The sequence below is a fragment of the Campylobacter showae CSUNSWCD genome (genome assembly GCF_000313615.1).
In the GTDB taxonomy this organism is placed as follows: domain Bacteria; phylum Campylobacterota; class Campylobacteria; order Campylobacterales; family Campylobacteraceae; genus Campylobacter_A; species Campylobacter_A showae_A.
Map to the genome: position 1 here is coordinate 114212 of NZ_AMZQ01000002.1, position 17554 is coordinate 131765.

The 17554-nt window shown below is 46.6% G+C and carries 15 protein-coding genes and 1 pseudogene; 11 read left to right on the top strand and 5 right to left on the bottom strand.

All coding sequences use genetic code 11. The features are described 5' to 3' along the window. The first annotated feature begins 4 nt into the window (after nt 1-4). The 3 genes from CSUNSWCD_RS02595 to CSUNSWCD_RS02605 are packed head-to-tail and all read left to right on the top strand — an operon-like array spanning nt 5 to nt 4843. Complete coding sequence (locus CSUNSWCD_RS02595; RefSeq protein WP_009493535.1) at nt 5-1825, top strand: biotin/lipoyl-containing protein; 1821 nt, start codon at nt 5-7, stop codon at nt 1823-1825. Nucleotides 1826-1843: 18 nt separating this feature from the next. Further along, the gene (gene pckA, locus CSUNSWCD_RS02600) at nt 1844-3421 is read left to right on the top strand and encodes a phosphoenolpyruvate carboxykinase (ATP) (protein WP_009493537.1); all 1578 of its coding nucleotides are present in this window, start codon (nt 1844-1846) and stop codon (nt 3419-3421) included. Between the two features lie 18 nt (nt 3422-3439). Continuing rightward, nucleotides 3440-4843, top strand: a complete 1404-nt coding sequence (locus tag CSUNSWCD_RS02605; protein ID WP_009493538.1) for a CAP domain-containing protein — start codon at nt 3440-3442, stop codon at nt 4841-4843. 306 nt (nt 4844-5149) lie between these two features. Here the strand turns inward: CSUNSWCD_RS02605 and CSUNSWCD_RS02610 are convergent, their stop codons facing one another. The 3 genes from CSUNSWCD_RS02610 to CSUNSWCD_RS02620 form a co-directional block, all read right to left on the bottom strand. Continuing rightward, nucleotides 5150-5704 (bottom strand): hypothetical protein, encoded by a 555-nt coding sequence (locus tag CSUNSWCD_RS02610; RefSeq protein ID WP_009493541.1) that lies wholly within the window; start codon nt 5702-5704, stop codon nt 5150-5152. A 131-nt stretch (nt 5705-5835) separates the two neighbouring features. Then, a complete protein-coding gene (locus CSUNSWCD_RS02615; RefSeq protein WP_009493543.1) occupies nt 5836-6414 on the bottom strand; it encodes an NAD(P)H-dependent oxidoreductase in 579 nt (192 codons plus the stop codon). Nucleotides 6415-6526: 112 nt separating this feature from the next. After that, complete coding sequence (locus tag CSUNSWCD_RS02620) at nt 6527-7144, bottom strand: Type 1 glutamine amidotransferase-like domain-containing protein (protein ID WP_009493544.1); 618 nt, start codon at nt 7142-7144, stop codon at nt 6527-6529. A 95-nt stretch (nt 7145-7239) separates the two neighbouring features. Here CSUNSWCD_RS02620 and argH point away from each other — a divergent pair, with 95 nt between their 5' ends. The 3 genes and pseudogenes from argH (at nt 7240) to CSUNSWCD_RS11960 (ending at nt 9771) form a co-directional block, all read left to right on the top strand. After that, nucleotides 7240-8616 (top strand): argininosuccinate lyase, encoded by a 1377-nt coding sequence (gene argH / locus CSUNSWCD_RS02625; protein WP_034964248.1) that lies wholly within the window; start codon nt 7240-7242, stop codon nt 8614-8616. 459 nt (nt 8617-9075) lie between these two features. Beyond that, nucleotides 9076-9405, top strand: a pseudogene (locus CSUNSWCD_RS11955) (methyl-accepting chemotaxis protein); the annotation flags it as partial. A 57-nt stretch (nt 9406-9462) separates the two neighbouring features. Continuing rightward, nucleotides 9463-9771: a CZB domain-containing protein gene (locus tag CSUNSWCD_RS11960; protein WP_390886465.1), complete on the top strand. Its 309-nt coding sequence runs from the start codon at nt 9463-9465 to the stop codon at nt 9769-9771. A 191-nt stretch (nt 9772-9962) separates the two neighbouring features. Here CSUNSWCD_RS11960 and CSUNSWCD_RS02635 read toward each other — a convergent pair whose 3' ends face one another. Continuing rightward, nucleotides 9963-10169 carry a hypothetical protein gene (locus CSUNSWCD_RS02635; protein WP_009493550.1) on the bottom strand — a complete coding sequence of 69 codons (207 nt, stop codon included), beginning with the start codon at nt 10167-10169 and terminating at the stop codon, nt 9963-9965. 168 nt (nt 10170-10337) lie between these two features. Between CSUNSWCD_RS02635 and CSUNSWCD_RS02640 the strand changes: the two genes are divergently transcribed. Further along, nucleotides 10338-11078 (top strand): YaaW family protein, encoded by a 741-nt coding sequence (locus tag CSUNSWCD_RS02640; protein WP_009493552.1) that lies wholly within the window; start codon nt 10338-10340, stop codon nt 11076-11078. 523 nt (nt 11079-11601) lie between these two features. Here CSUNSWCD_RS02640 and CSUNSWCD_RS02645 read toward each other — a convergent pair. Then, nucleotides 11602-11955, bottom strand: a complete 354-nt coding sequence (locus tag CSUNSWCD_RS02645; protein ID WP_009493554.1) for a histidine triad nucleotide-binding protein — start codon at nt 11953-11955, stop codon at nt 11602-11604. A gap of 124 nt (nt 11956-12079) precedes the next feature. Between CSUNSWCD_RS02645 and pheS the strand changes: the two genes are divergently transcribed. The 4 genes from pheS to CSUNSWCD_RS02665 are packed head-to-tail and all read left to right on the top strand — an operon-like array spanning nt 12080 to nt 17493. Continuing rightward, nucleotides 12080-13072: a phenylalanine--tRNA ligase subunit alpha gene (gene pheS / locus CSUNSWCD_RS02650; protein ID WP_009493556.1), complete on the top strand. Its 993-nt coding sequence runs from the start codon at nt 12080-12082 to the stop codon at nt 13070-13072. Then, on the top strand, nt 13069-15402 hold the full coding sequence (pheT, locus tag CSUNSWCD_RS02655; RefSeq protein ID WP_009493558.1) for a phenylalanine--tRNA ligase subunit beta: 2334 nt from the start codon (nt 13069-13071) through the stop codon (nt 15400-15402). Before pheS ends, pheT begins: the two co-directional genes overlap by 4 nt. After that, nucleotides 15399-16673: a 3-phosphoshikimate 1-carboxyvinyltransferase gene (gene aroA, locus CSUNSWCD_RS02660; RefSeq protein ID WP_009493560.1), complete on the top strand. Its 1275-nt coding sequence runs from the start codon at nt 15399-15401 to the stop codon at nt 16671-16673. The genes pheT and aroA overlap by 4 nt, the downstream gene beginning before the upstream one ends. After that, nucleotides 16663-17493 carry a 4-hydroxy-3-methylbut-2-enyl diphosphate reductase gene (locus CSUNSWCD_RS02665; protein ID WP_009493562.1) on the top strand — a complete coding sequence of 277 codons (831 nt, stop codon included), beginning with the start codon at nt 16663-16665 and terminating at the stop codon, nt 17491-17493. The genes aroA and CSUNSWCD_RS02665 overlap by 11 nt, the downstream gene beginning before the upstream one ends. The last annotated feature ends 61 nt before the right edge of the window (nt 17494-17554 follow it).

A 17554-nucleotide genomic window follows, 5' to 3' on the forward strand; every position in this document is an offset into this window, starting at 1 on the left:
CAAAATGGCGAAAAAATTTATAGACGTTATGGACACTACCTTTAGAGACGGCTTTCAGTCGGTTTTCGGCGCGCGTGTGGCGATGGCGGACTTTTTACCCGCGGTTAGCGCGGCTAAAGAGGCTGGTATAACGCACTTTGAGTTTGGCGGCGGGGCGCGGTTTCAGAGCCTTTATTTTTATCTAAACGAAGACGCGTTTGCGATGATGGATAAATTTCGCGAAACGGTCGGGCCCGAGGCAAACTTGCAAACTCTAAGCCGCGGCGTAAATACCGTGACGCTAGATACGGGCAGCCGCGAGCTAGTCGATCTACACGCAAAGCTCTTTAAAAAGCACGGCACGACCACGATACGAAACTTCGACGCGCTAAACGACGTGGAAAATTTAAAATATTCTGGCGAACGCATCGCTCATCACGGACTAAATCACGAAGTGGTCGTTACGATGATGGATCTGCCTGCGGGCTGTTCGGGTGCACACGACGTGGCGTTTTACGAGCGGATTTTGCGCGAAATTTTAGACGCGGGCATACCGTATCACAGCGTTTGTTTCAAGGACGCCAGCGGTACGAGCAGCCCGCAAAAAGTGTATGAAACTATCAAAATGGCTCGCAAACTCCTCCCGCAAAATACTCACATCAGACTCCACACTCACGAAACCGCAGGCGTTAGTGTCGCTTGTTATATGGCCGCTCTAGAGGCTGGCGCAGACGGCATAGATCTAGCCGCAAGCCCGGTTAGCGGCGGCACCAGCCAGCCAGATATCCTAACTATGCTGCATGCCGTTAAGGGCAAAAACTACGATTTGGGCGGACTTGACGTGGAGAAAATTCTAAAATACGAAAGCGTGCTAAATGAGTGCTTGAAAGACTATTTCTTGCCGCCGGAAGCCGTGCAGGTTAGCCCGCTCATACCGTTTAGTCCGATGCCAGGCGGCGCGCTAACGGCAAATACCCAAATGATGCGCGATAATAATATCCTGGATAAATTTCCAGAAGTTATCCTTGCTATGCGCGAAGTCGTACAAAAAGGCGGCTACGGCACGAGCGTGACGCCTGTGAGTCAGTTTTATTTCCAACAGGCATTTAACAACGTGATGTTTGGCCCATGGAAAAAGATCGCCGAAGGCTATGGCAAAATGGTACTAGGCTACTTCGGTAAAACGCCCGTAGAGCCCGATAAGAGCGTGGTTAAGCTAGCTAGCGAGCAGCTAAATTTAAAGCCAACCAAAGAACACGCCATGGATATCGCCGACAAAGACGAGAGCAAGTCGCTTAAATTTACGCGCGAGCTACTCAAAAAAGAGGGCATCGAGCCTAGCGAGGAAAATATCTTTATCGCTGCAGCGTGCAAGGAAAAAGGCATCGCGTTTTTAAAAGGCGAAGGCAAGGTAAATATCCGAAAAAAATCCTCAAATGCGGCCGAAACGAGCGCACCGACCCCTCGCGCGAAAACTCCGATAAACGAAAAATACAGCGTCACCGTAAACGGCAAAAAATTTGACGTCGAGGTCGCAGACGCTGACGGCAAAGCCGAGATAAAAAGTGTAAAACCAGCAAGCGTAGCGCACATGCCGCCTCCGGAGCTCTCTCCGGCTAAAACGACCGGCGGTAGCGGCGAGCCGGTAAAAAGCACGCTTCCTGGAAACGTGTTTAAAATCCTAGTCGCAGTGGGCGATAGCGTGAAAAAGGGACAAAGGATGTTCGTGCTGGAAGCTATGAAGATGGAAATAGACGTAAACGCTCCAAAAGACGGGCTGGTAACGTCTATAGAGGTACAGCAAGGGCAAACCGTAGCAAACGGTCAAATTTTAGCGAAAATTTAATCCAAAAAAGGAAGAAAAATGGTAAACGAAATAGAAAAATTAGGTCTTAAGGACATCAAAAAAATCAACCACAACCTAAGCTACGACGAGCTTTTTGAGCTTGAAAAGGCGATGGGCGAGGGACGCGTGTCAAGTAACGGCACTTTTATGGTCGATACGGGCATCTTTACGGGTCGCAGCCCAAAGGATAAGTACTTCGTAAAGCAAGATCCAAGCCAAAAATACATCTCCTGGGGCAAGGTAAATCAGCCTATTTCAAAAGAGCTTTTCGATAAGCTTTTGGCCAAAGCCAAAGCCCAGCTAAGCGGCAAGGAAATCTTTATCCAAGACGCGTTTTGCGGCGCGAGCGAAAAGAGCAAAAAATCAGTTCGTTTCGTGACCGAAGTCGCGTGGCAGGCGCATTTTGTTAAAAATATGTTCATTCGCCCAAGCGAGGCGGAGCTAGCTAAATTTAGCCCTGATTTCGTTGTCTATAACGCGTGCAAATGCAAAAACGAAGAGTGCAAAGAGCAGGGGCTAAACTCCGACGTTTTCGTTATCTTTAACGTCGAGGAAAACGTCGCGGTTATAGGCGGCACATGGTACGGTGGCGAGATGAAAAAAGGAATTTTTTCTATGATGAACTACTGGCTGCCGCTTGAGGGCAAGCTAAGTATGCACTGCTCGGCAAACGTGGGCAAAGATGGTGACACGGCGCTATTTTTCGGTCTAAGCGGCACGGGCAAAACGACGCTCTCGACCGATCCAAACCGCAAGCTAATAGGCGATGATGAGCACGGCTGGGACGATGAGGGGATATTTAACTTCGAGGGCGGCTGCTACGCGAAATGCATAAATTTAGACCCTAGCAGCGAGCCTGAAATTTACGCTGCGATCAAACGCGACGCATTGCTTGAAAACGTGGTCGCGGATGAGGCTGGCGTCGTGGACTACAAAGACGGTAGCAAGACCGAAAACACGCGCGTTAGCTACCCGATCTATCATATCGATAACTACGAGCCAAGCTCTGCGGGCGGCCATCCGAAAAATATCATCTTCCTAACAGCCGACGCATTTGGCGTTTTGCCTCCGGTCGCAAAGCTAACCAAAGAGCAGGCGATGTATTATTTCCTAAGCGGTTATACGGCCAAAGTCGCAGGCACTGAGCGCGGTATCACAGAGCCTGTGGCGACATTTAGCGCGTGCTTTGGTGAGCCGTTTATGCCGCTGCACCCGACCGTTTACGCTAAGCTGCTAGGCGAAAAGATTGATAAACACAATGTCAGCGTCTATCTCGTAAACACCGGCTGGAGCGGCGGCGCATACGGCGTGGGCAAGCGAATGAGCATCAAAGCCACGCGCGCGTGCATAAACGCGATCCTTGACGGCAGTATCAAAAAGTGCGAATTTGAAAATTTTGAAAAATTTAATCTCGCAATCCCAAAAGAGCTAGCAGGCGTCGAGACGAAGCTGCTAAATCCTATCAACACATGGGAAAACAAAGACGAATACGTCGCGACTCGCGATAAACTAGCGAGCATGTTTGAGGCGAATTTTAAACGCTACGAGGACGTAAAAGAGGGCGTAGAATACGCAAAAGCCGGCCCTAAGGCTTAAATTTAAAGGGCGCGGGATTTGAAATTTTACTCTGTAAAACGCGGGCTTAAATTTAGCCTTTTAGCCTGCGCCTTTTTTCTCTCGGGCTGCGATATCTTGGGCGGACAGAGTCAAAGCTCCGCACTAAAGTCCGCCAAGCAGCCCGAGTTTTCTTTTGTTCCTGACTCTGACGCAGTCGCGTATCTAAACGAGTATCGTCGCGGCTCGGGACTCTCTGCTCTAAAACCAAATCAAATTTTAAGCCAGGCCGCTAAAAATCACGCCGAGTACAGTGCCCAAAATGAATACATGGGGCACGACGAGACAGCCGGACGGGCGAAATTTAGCGGCGCGACTCCAGCCGATAGGGCTCTGGCCGTAGGCTACAAATCAACCCTGGTGCTTGAAAATATCGCCTATAAAAGCGACCTTAAGGAGGCGGTGGACGGGCTCTTTTCTGCGATTTATCACCGATTTGCATTTTTAAATTTGAGCGTCGATGAGGTCGGCTACGCGCTCGCGTCTAAGGACAAATTTAACGCCTTCGTCTTTGAAATGGGCAACTCGAGGCTCAGCGCCTTTTGCGCTAGGGGTGCGAGCGATACGGGCGCGGGACGGTTTTATGCCAACGTCTGCGCCGATAAAAATCTAAAAATCAAAGACGCCAAATTTGACAACTTCACAGGCTCTATGAAGCCATACGTCAAATTTCCGGACGCCACCGCCGTGACGCCTTATTTTAGTGGCGAGATTCCAGATCCATTCCCCGAGTGCAAGATCACGGCAAATCCCGTCAGTATCGAGTTTAACGCAAATTCGGGCGAGGTAAAATTTAAAGATTTCGAGATATTTAAAGACGGGAAAAAGATCCAAAATTTGCACATCATCACGAGCGCCAACGACATAAACTCCAAATTTTCGTCCAAGCAGTTTGCGGCCTTTTCGCGCGAGGTTTTTGACTTTGGCGCGCAGTACGAGGCGGTTTTTAGCTACGAGCAAGCGAGCGCGCGAAATCAAAGTGCGCAAAACGCGGGCTCGCAGGTAAAGCAGATAAAGTGGAGCTTTAAGACCAAAACGCCGCAAAATCCGTATTTCGACGCGCGCGACGGCGACGTGTTGGGCGTGGATGCGGACAAGACCTATGAGATATTTTTCCGTCCCAAAGACTGCAACGACCTCATGACGCGCTACTCCTACAAGGCTTCGGGCTTTATGACGCCTACGGTCGCGCAAAGCGGCACGAACACGCTAAGCGTGAAGCTAAAAGGCATGGCGGGCGATACGCTAAGCATCGTCGCGGGCGGCATGAGTGTCAAGGTGCGGCTCAAAACCAGCTCGCCTGAAGCCGTGCGAGAGAGGAGGGCGTTTTACGTCAAGGCTGGGCTGATGATCGCCGGCGTGATCGTAGTTTTTGCGCTAATCGGCAGAAAGATGAGGCGGTAAATTTACGCCGCTTTGTTTTTTGGATCGTGCTTTCAAATTTGAGCTTTTTGAGGCGAATTTGCTTTGTAAATTTAGCGGCACAAGAGGCAAAAGAAATTTACCTGCAAATTTGACGACTGTCCTCCCGCAGACATCGTTTTGATTAAAATTGATAATGCTTGAGGCGCGATAATTTAGCTTTTTGCTAATTTTTGTCGTCTGATGCTCGTCTAAAGCTTATAACTACGCACGGTTGTGCCGGCAAGAAGCGTTATGCGTCATTAAATTTGACGACTCGTTTTCCTGTAAGGTCGTAAAGCGTATATTTTAAATTTCATCCCCGTTTATCTCATCCGCAAGCTTTAAAATTTTATCCTGCACCGCCTCAGGAGCATAGATATCCATCCACTCTATCCCGTTTGACGCGCTAAAAAGCACGGCGATCCGCCCCTCGCTCATCGCGCGCTTGGCAAGCTTGGTCGCCGCTGGGCTGTTGCCCATATTGGGCGTTTCGTCTATGCTTATCTCGGCGCAACGGTGTAAAATAGGCGCCATATCAAACTCGCCCTCAAGCAAAACAACGACCGAGCCGCGCCTAAAACTGCAAGCGTTCCAAAAAATCTCGGCGCCGTTTACGCATTCGCGCGCGAGATCGAGGCGAAATTTGCCCCGCTCGTGCACGATAGAACTAAAGTCGCTCAAATTTAACGGGTGCTCTACGCTACCAAAAGCCCCCACGATACTATCTTTGCGCCCGTTATAGACGTAGGCAGCGAGCGCGTTTTGCAGTAGCGGCGCGATGATCTGATCATGCGCGCTCGTGTGATCGTCCTCTCTGGCGCGCCCTGCGATCTTTACTAAAAATGGCTTGAAATAATCCATAAATACTCCTTAAGCTTAAATTTCATCCAAAACGCGCTAAACGCCTTGCCGTACTTTCGAGCAAAAAGGCTTACCTGCTTTACTCGTCAGCCAAACCGCATCAAAAAGATCGCTTGGTAGCCTCTCGCTCTCTAGCCGAAAACCCTTTTTAAATGCGCTTCGTAATCCCTCGTAAAACGCTCTATGTCGGGATTTTTAATGACGTCGTTGCACATAAATGTAGGCAGCCTTTTTGTGCCTAAAAACTCGTTGGCTTTATGAAAATGCAAATAAACGCCGTCCACGCCCACGCCCTCGAAAAAATCACCTGGCTTGTTAAACGCCTGAAGCGGCGCATTCCACGTGACGCTTAGCATGTGCGATTTGCCCTTTATCATGCCGCCGGTGCCGTATCCGTCGTTTGGATTTGTTCTATGGCGACCGTCGTTTGCCACTATCTTGCCCATGCCGCCCATAAACACCTCGTCGATATATTTTTTAACGACCCAAGGCTCGCCCATCCACCACGCGGGCATCTGCCAGATCACGGCGTCCATCCATAGAAATTTTTCTACCTCACCATCTATATCGTAGCCCTCAAATATCGTAGTTTCGCGCGTTTCGTGTCCTAGGGCTTCCAGCGTCCTTTTTGCTAGCTCGTGCAAGGTTTTGCTTAGCTTGCCGCCATTGCCGTTAAACGGCGCTCCGCCGTTAATCAGTAATATTTTCATTTTGATCCTTTTGATTAAATTTATCCGTTAGCAGCTTGCCGCGCCTAAATTTAAATTCTGCCTTGCGCCTTATATGCGAACGCAAGCGTAAATTTTACTTTCGCGCCGCAGTTTAGCGTCCTAAAATTTTAAATTTATCGCCGTGCACCGCGATCGCTTCGGCGTTATTTATCGGCGTCAAATTTAGCTTGCCGCCGTAAATTTTTAAAATTTCGTCCGCGCTTTGCACGAAAGGCTCTTCACCGTAGTGCGGCACGGGGTAAAATTTCACCAGATCAAGCCCCGTTTGAGCCGCGGCTCCGTAGTTGCCCGAATCGTCCATTACGCTTGCGTACTCCACGCTGGGCGCCACTATCATCGCGCCCGCCGACTCGCCCACGTAGATGAGCTCGCCGCTTCGGACGCGATCTGCGATGAGGGTTGCTAGACCTTTCTTTTTAAGCTCGCGCAAAAGATAAAAGGTGTTGCCGCCGCTTACGTAAAGCACCTGCGCTGCGCCGATCTTTGCCTCCGCTTCGGCCTCGCTCGCTTTGGAAACGTCTAAAATTTGAACCTCAAAACCCATTTTGGCAAACGCATCTTTCGCCTCGTCCACGTAGTCTCGGTACTCCTCTACGTTTGCTGCGGTCGGGATAAAAAGCACTTCTTTGGCGCGGATATTTTGCCTCGCATAGTCCTCAAAAAGCGTCGCCGCGCCCGCAAAATAGGAGCATAAAAACATCTCTATCATCGTTTTTCCTCTCAAAAGGCCGAAATTTTGCGCTATTTTAGCTTAAATTTTATAAAATCACCGAAAATTTAAACGAAGGAGCGAGCGTGAAAAAAATGTGGGAGGGACGCTTTAGCGAGGCGAGTTCGGCGCTTTTGGAGGAGTTTAACGCCTCGATCGGCTTTGATAGGGCGCTTTGGCAGGAGGATATCGCGGGCAGCAAGGCGCACGCTCGGATGCTTGGCGTCTGCGGGATTTTAAAGGCTGACGAAAGCGAAAAGATCGTCGCTGGGCTTGATGCCGTATTTGAGGAGATAAAAAGCGGTAAATTTGAGTTTAAAACCGCCGACGAGGACATCCACATGGCGGTCGAAAAGCGCCTAAGCGAGCTCATCGGAAGCGATCTTGGCGGTAGGCTGCACACTGCGCGCAGCAGAAACGATCAGGTCGCGCTTGATTTTCGTCTCTACGTGCTTAAAAGCGGCGCTGCAATCGCCGAAAAAATCCGCGAGCTAGTAGAGGCTCTGCGAGATATAGCAAGCGAGCACGCGGACACGCTGATGCCCGGCTACACGCACCTTCAGCACGCCCAGCCCGTGAGCCTTGCCTATCATTTGCTCGCTTACGCGTTTATGTTTCGCCGCGACTACGAGCGCTTTACCAGCTCGCGCGAGCGAAATAATCTCTGCCCGCTGGGCTCTGCCGCGCTTGCGGGCACGCCGCACCCGATAAATCGCGAGCTGGTCGCGAGGGAGCTTGGATTTGCGGGAGTGACGCCAAACGCTATGGATAGCGTCAGCGACCGCGATTTCGCGCTGGAGATTTTGTTTAACGTAAGCGTGATAATGACGCATGCGTCGCGCCTGTGCGAGGAGCTCATCTTGTGGAGCTCGCAGGAGTTCGGCTTTGTCACGATCAGCGACGCGTACAGCACGGGCAGCTCGATCATGCCGCAGAAGAAAAACCCCGACGTCGCCGAGCTAATCCGCGGCAAAACGGGGCGCGTAAACGGCAATCTCGTCGCGCTGCTAACGGTAATGAAGGGCTTGCCGCTAGCTTATAACAAGGACATGCAAGAGGACAAGGAGGGTGTTTTTGATAGCGTCGCCACCGCACTTGCTAGCCTTGAAATTTTAAAACAGATGCTAAAAACGGCTAAATTTAACGAGCAAAATATGCTAGCAATGACGAAGCGCGGGCACCTCACGGCGACCGATCTGGCTGATTATCTCGTGCGGGAGAAAAACGTGCCGTTTAGACAAGCTCACTTCATCACGGGCAAGGCCGTGGCGTATGCGGAAAATTTGGGGCTAGATTTGAGCGAGCTAAATGCGCAGCAGCTTGCTAGCGTGGATGAAAGCTTGGACGCAGGCGCGGTTAAATTTCTTGATCTAAACGCCTCCAAAGAGGCGCGCAAGTCGCAAGGAGGCACGGCAAATGAGAGCGTGGCGGTGCAGATTGAAATTTTAAACGGGTGGCTGAAAGATAAATAAATTTTAAAATTTATCGCTTAAAGATGAAATTTTTAATATAATTATAGAAAAATTAAGGAGGGAAAGATGTTTGGAGGCGGATATAAAAAAGAGCTAGAAAGCAAAAATGCTGCTTTAGAGCAAGAAAACGAAAGCCTAAAAGCGCAGGTTGAAAGACTGCAAAGCGAGCTAGAGGCTGTAAAATCAAGCGCGGCTAACAAGCAGGACGCGCCTAAGCTGCAGGCCGACGCGGTCAAACTGCTACTGGATAGTTATGCCGACGGTATAAATTTCTTGCAGGGTACGATGGAAGAAAATTTAGAAATACTCAAAAATATAAACGAGCTAAATAATCTAACCTTTGCCAAGACGGGCGAACTGCGCGAGCAGACGAGCTTTATCGTTAGCTCTATGCAAAACGTCCAGCAAATGAGCGGCGACCTGCAAAACGACGCCTCGTCGCTAAATAACAGCGTGATGTCGATCGTGGAGATTATAAATCTCATCAAAGATATCTCCGATCAGACGAATTTGCTAGCTCTAAACGCGGCTATCGAAGCGGCTCGCGCGGGCGAACACGGACGCGGATTTGCCGTGGTGGCCGATGAGGTGCGAAAGCTCGCCGAACGCACGCAAAAAGCTACTCTCGAAGTCGAAGTGAATATAAACGGACTTAAACAAAGCTCAAATACCATGATAGGAATGAGTGAGAATTTTACTAAAATATCTGGCGATGTAATGCGTGTCTTGGGTGATTTTCAGAGTACTATCGCAAGCGTAAACGCAAATACGCAAAATATTCTAAGTCAAGCTTTAAATTTAACTAATGAGGTTAATGTCAGCAACGGCAAAATCGATCATATTAATATGAAACTAAACGGATATAGGGCTGTATTGCAAGGCGAATTCGAGAGCGTACCGGATGCCGGTCACTGCCGTTTTGCTAAGTGGTTTAATGAGAAAGTAAAAAATATCATCTTAAACGACCCAAAAACTATACAAGATATCTCGCGTCACCATGAAAACGTGCATAACGGACTCGATAAGGCGATTAAAATTTTCTCAGACAACGGCAAGGATAATGTTTCGGGAATCGAGATCTTAAAAGATGTAGAAAACTCTAGCAAAGTCGGCTTTGAAGAACTTTTAGATGCGGTTAGAATGGCTAGAAAGTAAAATTTAACCATTATTTTAGCGTAGCCGAGCGAGGCGTAGTTTGTTGTTCTTACGTCTTGCTTGGCTAGATTAAAATGTTCTATCCATAATAAAAGTTAAATTTGCAAATTTTTAACTTTTCGATAACCTGATCTACCGCTCCTAATTGGTTTATTCTCGAAATTTTTGCGCAAAGACCTTGTTTATACTTTTTATTTTAATCTAAAATTTCGATTTTCTTCCGCGATTTTTTGAAGCTCGTCCAAGTTATTTTCGGCTTGTTTTAATAGCTCGTCGAATTTAAATCCTAGCATAACGATACGGTATAGTTCGGGCTTGTTTTTCTTCTGGTTATAAAGTGTTTTCGTATCTATATTTAAAATCCCCGCCATATCTCTTTTTGATAGATTATTTCCCATTTTTAGCCTTTTTGTCGGGAATTTTCAATAAAATATGCTGACTTATCAACTAAGGAATAATTACTTTATATTTAGATTTTATAAGGATTTATTCCTGATATTTATTTTTTATTAAGGCTCTTTCTATTAAGATTGCTTCTCGTAAATTTTTAAAAACAAGGAGAGAAAATGGCTTACAGATATGATGAGGATTTGGAGTTTTTACGCGATGTAAAAAGTTCTGATTTAAACGATCTAGTCGATGTTTTGACAAAGGATAAAGACGGCGAAAAAAGGATAACCGAGTATCTGACGACAAACGATTTATATAAGCAGTATTATCCAGACCACAAAAAATACATCCATATCATACTTAATGAGATTCAGACTTTTGGCGGAAATAGTTTTGCAAATGCGTTTCGTGGTGGTGGCGTGATGTATCGTGAGATTTTATGTGATGTTTGCAATAAATTAAAAGTAAATTATAATAAAAAATCATCGACAGAGACGATAGAAACTAATCTATTTATGAAAATTTTAGAAGATGCTTGGAAAGAAATGAGCGATGAAGACAAAAAGGCTTTAATGGCAGAATTAAAAATTCCAACTATGGATTTAACAAAGCAAGGAGGAATATTGGCATTTAGACAAATTTTAAGAATGGGTGGATTCAAGACATATCAGCTGGCACAAATTGTTGTTCAAGCTGTTTGGAAATTTTTATTTGGGCATGGTCTCAGGGGTCCCGTTGTAGCTGGTTGGCTAAAATTTTTAATGGGACCAGTTGGATTTGTGGTAGCTGGGATTTGGACCACGATAGATTTGGCTGGACCAGCTTATAGAGTAACTGTGCCTGTTGTTTTACAGGTTGCTTTTCTAAGACAACGCTCAAAACTCTCAGAAGAAGAAAAGAAAGAATTTGAGGAGTAAAAATGAGCAAATTTGTGATTAAAAGTTTTTTTGACTGGTTAATATCTAAACTAAACAAACATATAAAGCTTTAAATTTAAGCTTGCCTCGTTCAGCCATCAAATTTACCCTTTGGCGGCTGGTATCTGCAAAATAAAATCAACCAAATTTAAAGCCTAAATTTGGTTGCGTCAGTCTTGTTAAATTTAACCAAGCTTGTGCAGTTTGGATTTAAGAGTAAAATTTACTACACTTGGTGCGGTTAAATTTAAAACCAAATTTAACTAACCAAAATAGCTAAATTTACCTTAGTTCAAAACCGCTTAAAATTCAAGGCTAAATTTAACAAGCCCGTTTAGTCAAATTTAATCAGCAAAAAAATAACTAACATTTAAATTTAACCACACCCACCGCTAAATTTAAAGCCAAATTTGCGTAACAAAACAAGTCAAATTTAACCACAACCTTGCTTTAAATTTAATCAAGTAAATTTAGCTCAAATTTATAAAACGAGCCCGCAAAGGCTCGTAAATTTAAACTAAATTTAAAACGTACTTTGCGGATCGGTCGCAGTATCCACCCAGCCAAGCTTTGCGCCCGCTAGCAGGTGAAAGTGCAGGTGCATGACCTCTTGGCCGCCGTTTTCGCCGCAGTTTGTCACTAGGCGGTATCCGCTCTTATCTACTCCCATCAGCACCGCTACTTCTTGGATAAATTTCGTCATCTCGCCCATCAGCGCGCCGTCCATCTCCTGGAAATTTTCAAAGTGTTTTTTCGGGATGATCAAAATATGAATCGGAGCCTTTGGATTTATGTCGTTAAAGGCTAGAAATTTGTCGTTTTCTAGCACTTTATTGCAAGGTATCTCGCCCGCCACGATTTTTTCAAATATCGTCATGATTTTTCTCCTGGTTAAAATTTGGCTTAATTATAACAAGTAAAAGTTAAAATTTCCCGCCTTTTAGGCAGATTTTATCAAATTTTGACTACAATCTATCCTAAAATTCAGTAAAGGTAAAAACTTGCAAGAGTATAGAGAAAGTATCGCAAAATGCGGGAATTTGGCGGATTTAGACAAGATTCGCGTCACGCTACTGGGCAAAAAAGGCGCGATCACGTCGGAGTTTGCTAAGCTTAAGGATATGGACGAAGCGGCCAAGAAGGAATTTGCGGCAAATTTAAACAAGCTAAGAGACGAATTTGAAGCTCTTTTAGCGGCTAAAAAAACGGAGCTTGAAAGCGGCGAGATAAAAGCCAAAATGAAGGCCGAGGCCATCGATATAACGCTATTTAACGAGCCAAGCGGCGCTGGAGCACTGCATCCCGTGATGGCTACTATGGATAAGATCATCGAGTACTTTATGATGCAAAATTTCTCGCTCGAGACGGGACCGCTCATAGAAGATGATTTTCATAACTTCGAGGCGCTAAATTTGCCTAAATACCACCCTGCGCGCGATATGCAAGACACGTTTTATTTTAAGGATTTCAGACTCCTTCGCACGCACACTAGCCCCGTGCAGGTGCGCACGATGATGAGTAAAAAGCCGCCGATCCGCATGATAGCGCCGGGAACCGTGTTTCGCCGCGATATGGATCTAACGCACACGCCGATGTTTCATCAGGTAGAAGGTCTTGTGGTGGAAGATGAGGGCGCTGTGAGTTTTGCAAATTTAAAATCAATGCTTGAAAATTTCTTAAAATATATGTTCGGCGACGTTAAAGTGCGCTTTCGCCCTAGCTTTTTCCCGTTTACGGAGCCTAGCGCGGAGGTCGATATCAGCTGTATTTTCTGTCACGGCGACGGATGCCGAGTGTGCAAGCAAACCGGCTGGCTCGAGGTGCTAGGATGCGGCGTAGTCGATCCAAACGTCTTTAAGGCGGTCGGCTATAAAAACGTGAGCGGATACGCATTTGGGCTTGGAGTCGAGAGATTTGCGATGCTGCTTCATCAAATTCCTGATTTGCGCTCGCTTTTCGAGGGAGATTTAAGATTATTGGAGCAGTTTAAATGATAATTTCAAGAAATTGGCTAAGCGAATGGCTAGATATCTCGGGCGTAACGAGCGAAACTCTACTAAAGACGCTAAATTCGATCGGGCTCGAGGTTGATAGCTTTAAAGAGAATAGGGTACCTAAAAATATCGTCGTAGGCTACGTAAAAAGTAAGATAAAGCACGAAAATGCCGAGAAACTAAGTGTTTGTCAAGTAGACGTAGGCAGAGAGACACTACAAATCGTTTGCGGCGCGAAAAACGTCGAGGCCGGACAGTTTGTGCCAGTGGCGCTATCAGGCGCCGTTATGCCTAGCGGCCTAGAGATAAAGAAGGCAAAACTGCGTGGCGTCGAGTCAAACGGTATGATCTGCTCGTCCGTCGAGCTCGGCCTCGTAAAAACAAACGACGGCATAATACCGCTGGATGAAAGCATCGGCGAACTAAAACTAGGTAAGGAAATTTGCGAATATCCGCTACTAAACGACGATATCATCGAGATCGAGCTAACGCCAAACCGCGGCGACTGCCTAAGCGTTTATGGCGTAGCGAGGGATCTATCGGCGGCGCTTGATCTGCCGCTAAAAGATGCTGCCAGATACGAAGAGGGCGAAAATTTGCTCGGTATCGGGCGCATTTTAGCTATCCACGTCGAGGAAAATTTACAAAGTAGCTTTCAATACCGAGCATTTGAGATAAAAGAGTATTTCGATGAAAATTTGCTGATGAAGATCCGTTTGGCGCTGATCGAATGCGATAAACAAAATCGCATCGAGCGCCTGCTAGACTACGCCACGCACTCTACTGGCGTGCTTTTTAGTGCGTATGACTACGCCAAGCTTAAAAAAGATGACGAGCGCGCTGTTTTTGACCTGCAAAAGGGTGCAAATTTGGCGACTGAAATTTTAGCCGGCGGCGAGCTTTTGGGCGTGGGCGGCGTATATCAGACCGATGCGGCGAGGCTTGACGAAAACAGCAAACTAATCATAGTAGAGGCTAACTACACTGATCCTCAGGTTATCGCGACTACGGTTTACGAAGACAAGCAAATGCCGCGCCAATCGCAGGCTTATCGCTCATTAAGAGGCAGCGAGCCAAATGTCGGTTTTGGCGCTGATTTTTTATTTAAGCAGCTAGCCGCGTTAAAATCGGTCGTGCTTTATGCGGGCTCTCAGCAAAGCGTAATGACGCGCGAACCGAAGGTCGTGAGCTTTACGATGAGCGAAATGCAAAAAATGATCGGTCAAGAAGTCGCGCAAAACGACGTCGTAAGGATACTTAAAAAGCTTGGATTTAGCCTAACTTTTAACGCCGAAAAAGAGGGCGCGAACGTGAAGGTACCGTTATTTAGGCACGATATCGTAAATGCGCAGGATGTCTGCGAGGAGATCGTGCGAATGGTCGGTATCGACAATATCGTCTCAAAGCCGCTAAATTTTAGCGAGTCAAACCGCATAAACGATACTTTTACGGATTATAAAAACGCGCTAAATTTGCGTAAAAAAGCGGCCGCAGCCGGATTTTTCGAGAGCGTGCATTATGTGTTTGATGACGCTAACGAACTGGCCGCGCTTGGTTTTGCGCCTTGTAAAGCCGAGATAGCTAACCCGATAAATAGCGAGCTAAACACGCTAAGACCGACGCTGGCAAATCACTTGCTAAAATCGGCCGAGCGAAACGTAAAAAATCAGCGAAAATCGGTCAAAATTTTTGAATTCGGTAGCGTATTTAGCGAGGACGGCGAGCAAAGCGAGAGATTTGGCTTCGTAGCTAGTGGACTTACAAAAGAGCCTAGCCTACTAAACGGCGCAAAGCCTGCCGATATCGACTTTTTAGGCTTTGCAACGGCCGTTAGAAACGCGATCGGCGAATTTGAGCTAAAAGCCTGCGACGACGTAAAATATCTAAGCGAATTTGAACAAGCGAAAATCTATCAAAACGGCGTTTGCGTGGGCTATATCGGCCGAGTGGACGTGCGAGTCGAGGCCGCGCGTGATCTGCCGCGAACCTATCTTTGCGAGATAGAGTTCGAGAAGCTTAAATTTGACGGTGCAGTCGTCAAGCCATACTCGAAATTCCCTGCTATCAGCAGAGATTTGAGCCTAATCGTGCCTAAAACCATGAAATTTGAAGCGATAAAAGAGTGTATAAATGCGCTAAAAATCGAGTGCCTAAAAGAATTTGCGCCGGTTGATATATACTCGGACGAAAAGCTCGGAGACGACGTGAGTCTGAGCGTCAAATTTAACTTCCAAGATATACAAAAAACGCTCGAGGACGAGGAAGTAGCGGCGATAATGGATAAAATTTTGGACGCTTTAAAGCAAAATTTAAATATCGGACTAAGATGAAAGTTTACGCATTAAGAACGCCGATAAGCGCGAGCCTGGAAAACATCGCGGCCGATAAATCCATCTCGCATAGATGCGCGATATTTTCGCTTTTGAGCGATAAGCCAAGCCGCGTGAAAAACTACCTAAAGGCCGAAGATACGCTAAATACGCTAGAGATCGTAAGAAATCTCGGCGCGCGTATCGAGGAAAAAGATGGCGAGCTAATCATAACTCCGAGCGCAAATTTAAAAGAACCTAGTGTTGTTTTAGAGTGCGGAAACTCGGGCACGGCGATGAGGCTTTTTATGGGATTTTTGGCCGCTAGCGAGGGTTTTTTCGTGCTAAGCGGGGATGAGTTTTTAAACCGTCGTCCGATGGCGCGCGTGGCTAAACCACTAATAAGCGTAGGCGCCAAGATAGACGGCGCAAACGGCGGAGATCATGCGCCTTTGGCTATCCGAGGCAAGAAGCTGGAGTATTTTAAATTTGATAGTAAAATCGCCTCTGCGCAGGTAAAATCGGCACTGATTTTAGCGGGGCTAAAGTCGAGCGGCTGCGAGCTTAGCGAGCCTGAGCTTAGCCGAGATCACACCGAACGCATGCTAAAAGGTATGGGTGCGAGCCTGCAAATTTTACCCCGCGGCGTTAAGGTTGAGCCGATGAGCGCGCCGCTAAAACCGCTTGAAATTTGCGTACCAAACGACCCTAGTTCGGCATTTTTCTTTGCCGTAGCCGCAGCGATAACGCCGAATTCTCATATCGTGCTAAAAAATATGTTGCTAAATAAAACGCGCGTCGAGGCCTTTAAAATTTTAGCCAAAATGGGCGCGCAAGTAACGTTTAAAGAAACTTCCGGCACATACGAAAGCATCGGCGAGATCGAGATAAAACACGCGCCTCTAAAAGCCGTGGACGTGAGTGAAAATATCTCATGGCTAATCGACGAGGTGCCCGCACTTGCCATCGCATTTGCAAACGCGCAAGGCACTAGTAGCGTGAGAAACGCAAAAGAGCTTCGCGTTAAGGAGAGTGACCGGATTGCGATCATGGTGCAAGGACTACGAAAATGCGGGCTTGAAGTCGAAGAATTTGAAGACGGCTTTAGCGTAAAAGGCGGCGAGGCAAACTGTGCTATCATCGATAGTAACGGTGATCACCGTATCGCGATGAGCTTTGCGGTGCTTGGGCTAAAATGCGGAATGGTTATAGAAAAGAGCGAATTTATCGCTACTTCGTTTCCAAATTTTAGCGGGATTTTAAGGCAACTCGGAGCTAGCGTTGAAGATTGAGCTTGCTAGCAGTTACGGCTTTTGCTTTGGCGTCAAGCGCGCTATAAAAATCGCCGAAAACGCCAAGGACGCAGTAACTATCGGCCCCATCATCCATAATAACGACGAGATAAATCGCCTAAATAAAAATTTTAACGTCAAAACGCTTGAAGGCATAAACGAAATCGACGGTGAGAAAAAAGCAATCATCCGCACGCACGGTATCACAAAGGGCGACCTAGCAGAGCTAAAAAAAAGCGACATAAAGGTGATCGATGCTACGTGCCCATTTGTCACCAAGCCACAGCAAATTTGCGAGAAAATGAGCAAAGAGGGCTACGATATCGTGATATTCGGCGATGAAAAACACCCCGAGATAAAAGGTGTAAAATCATACGCCGTCGGTAAGGTTTTCGTCGTGCTAGAAGAGAGTGAGCTAGAGAGCGTAAAACTGGCTCAAAAAGTAGCCGTCATCAGTCAAACGACGCGCAAAGTAGAAAAATTTATGCAAATCGTAAATTATTTGATGCTGCGCGTAAAAGAGGTGCGTGTTTTTAACACGATTTGTAATGCTACTTTTGAAAACCAAGAAGCTGTTAAAAACTTAGCCGTTAGAGCCGACGTTATGGTTGTAGTCGGCGGCAAAAATAGCTCAAATACAAAGCAGCTCTATCTTATCTCAAAAACCGCCTGCGAGGATAGCTATCTCGTGGAAAATGAGTTGGAACTCGAGCGTACATGGTTTGAAGGGAAAAATCTCTGCGGAGTGAGTGCTGGAGCCTCTACGCCTGATTGGATTATCCAAAAAGTGATTGACAAGCTGGAGAGCTTTCAAATTTAATAAATACCCATTACCTTTTTAAACAAAATTTCAAATTTAGCCCTGAAATTTCGCAAGTTAA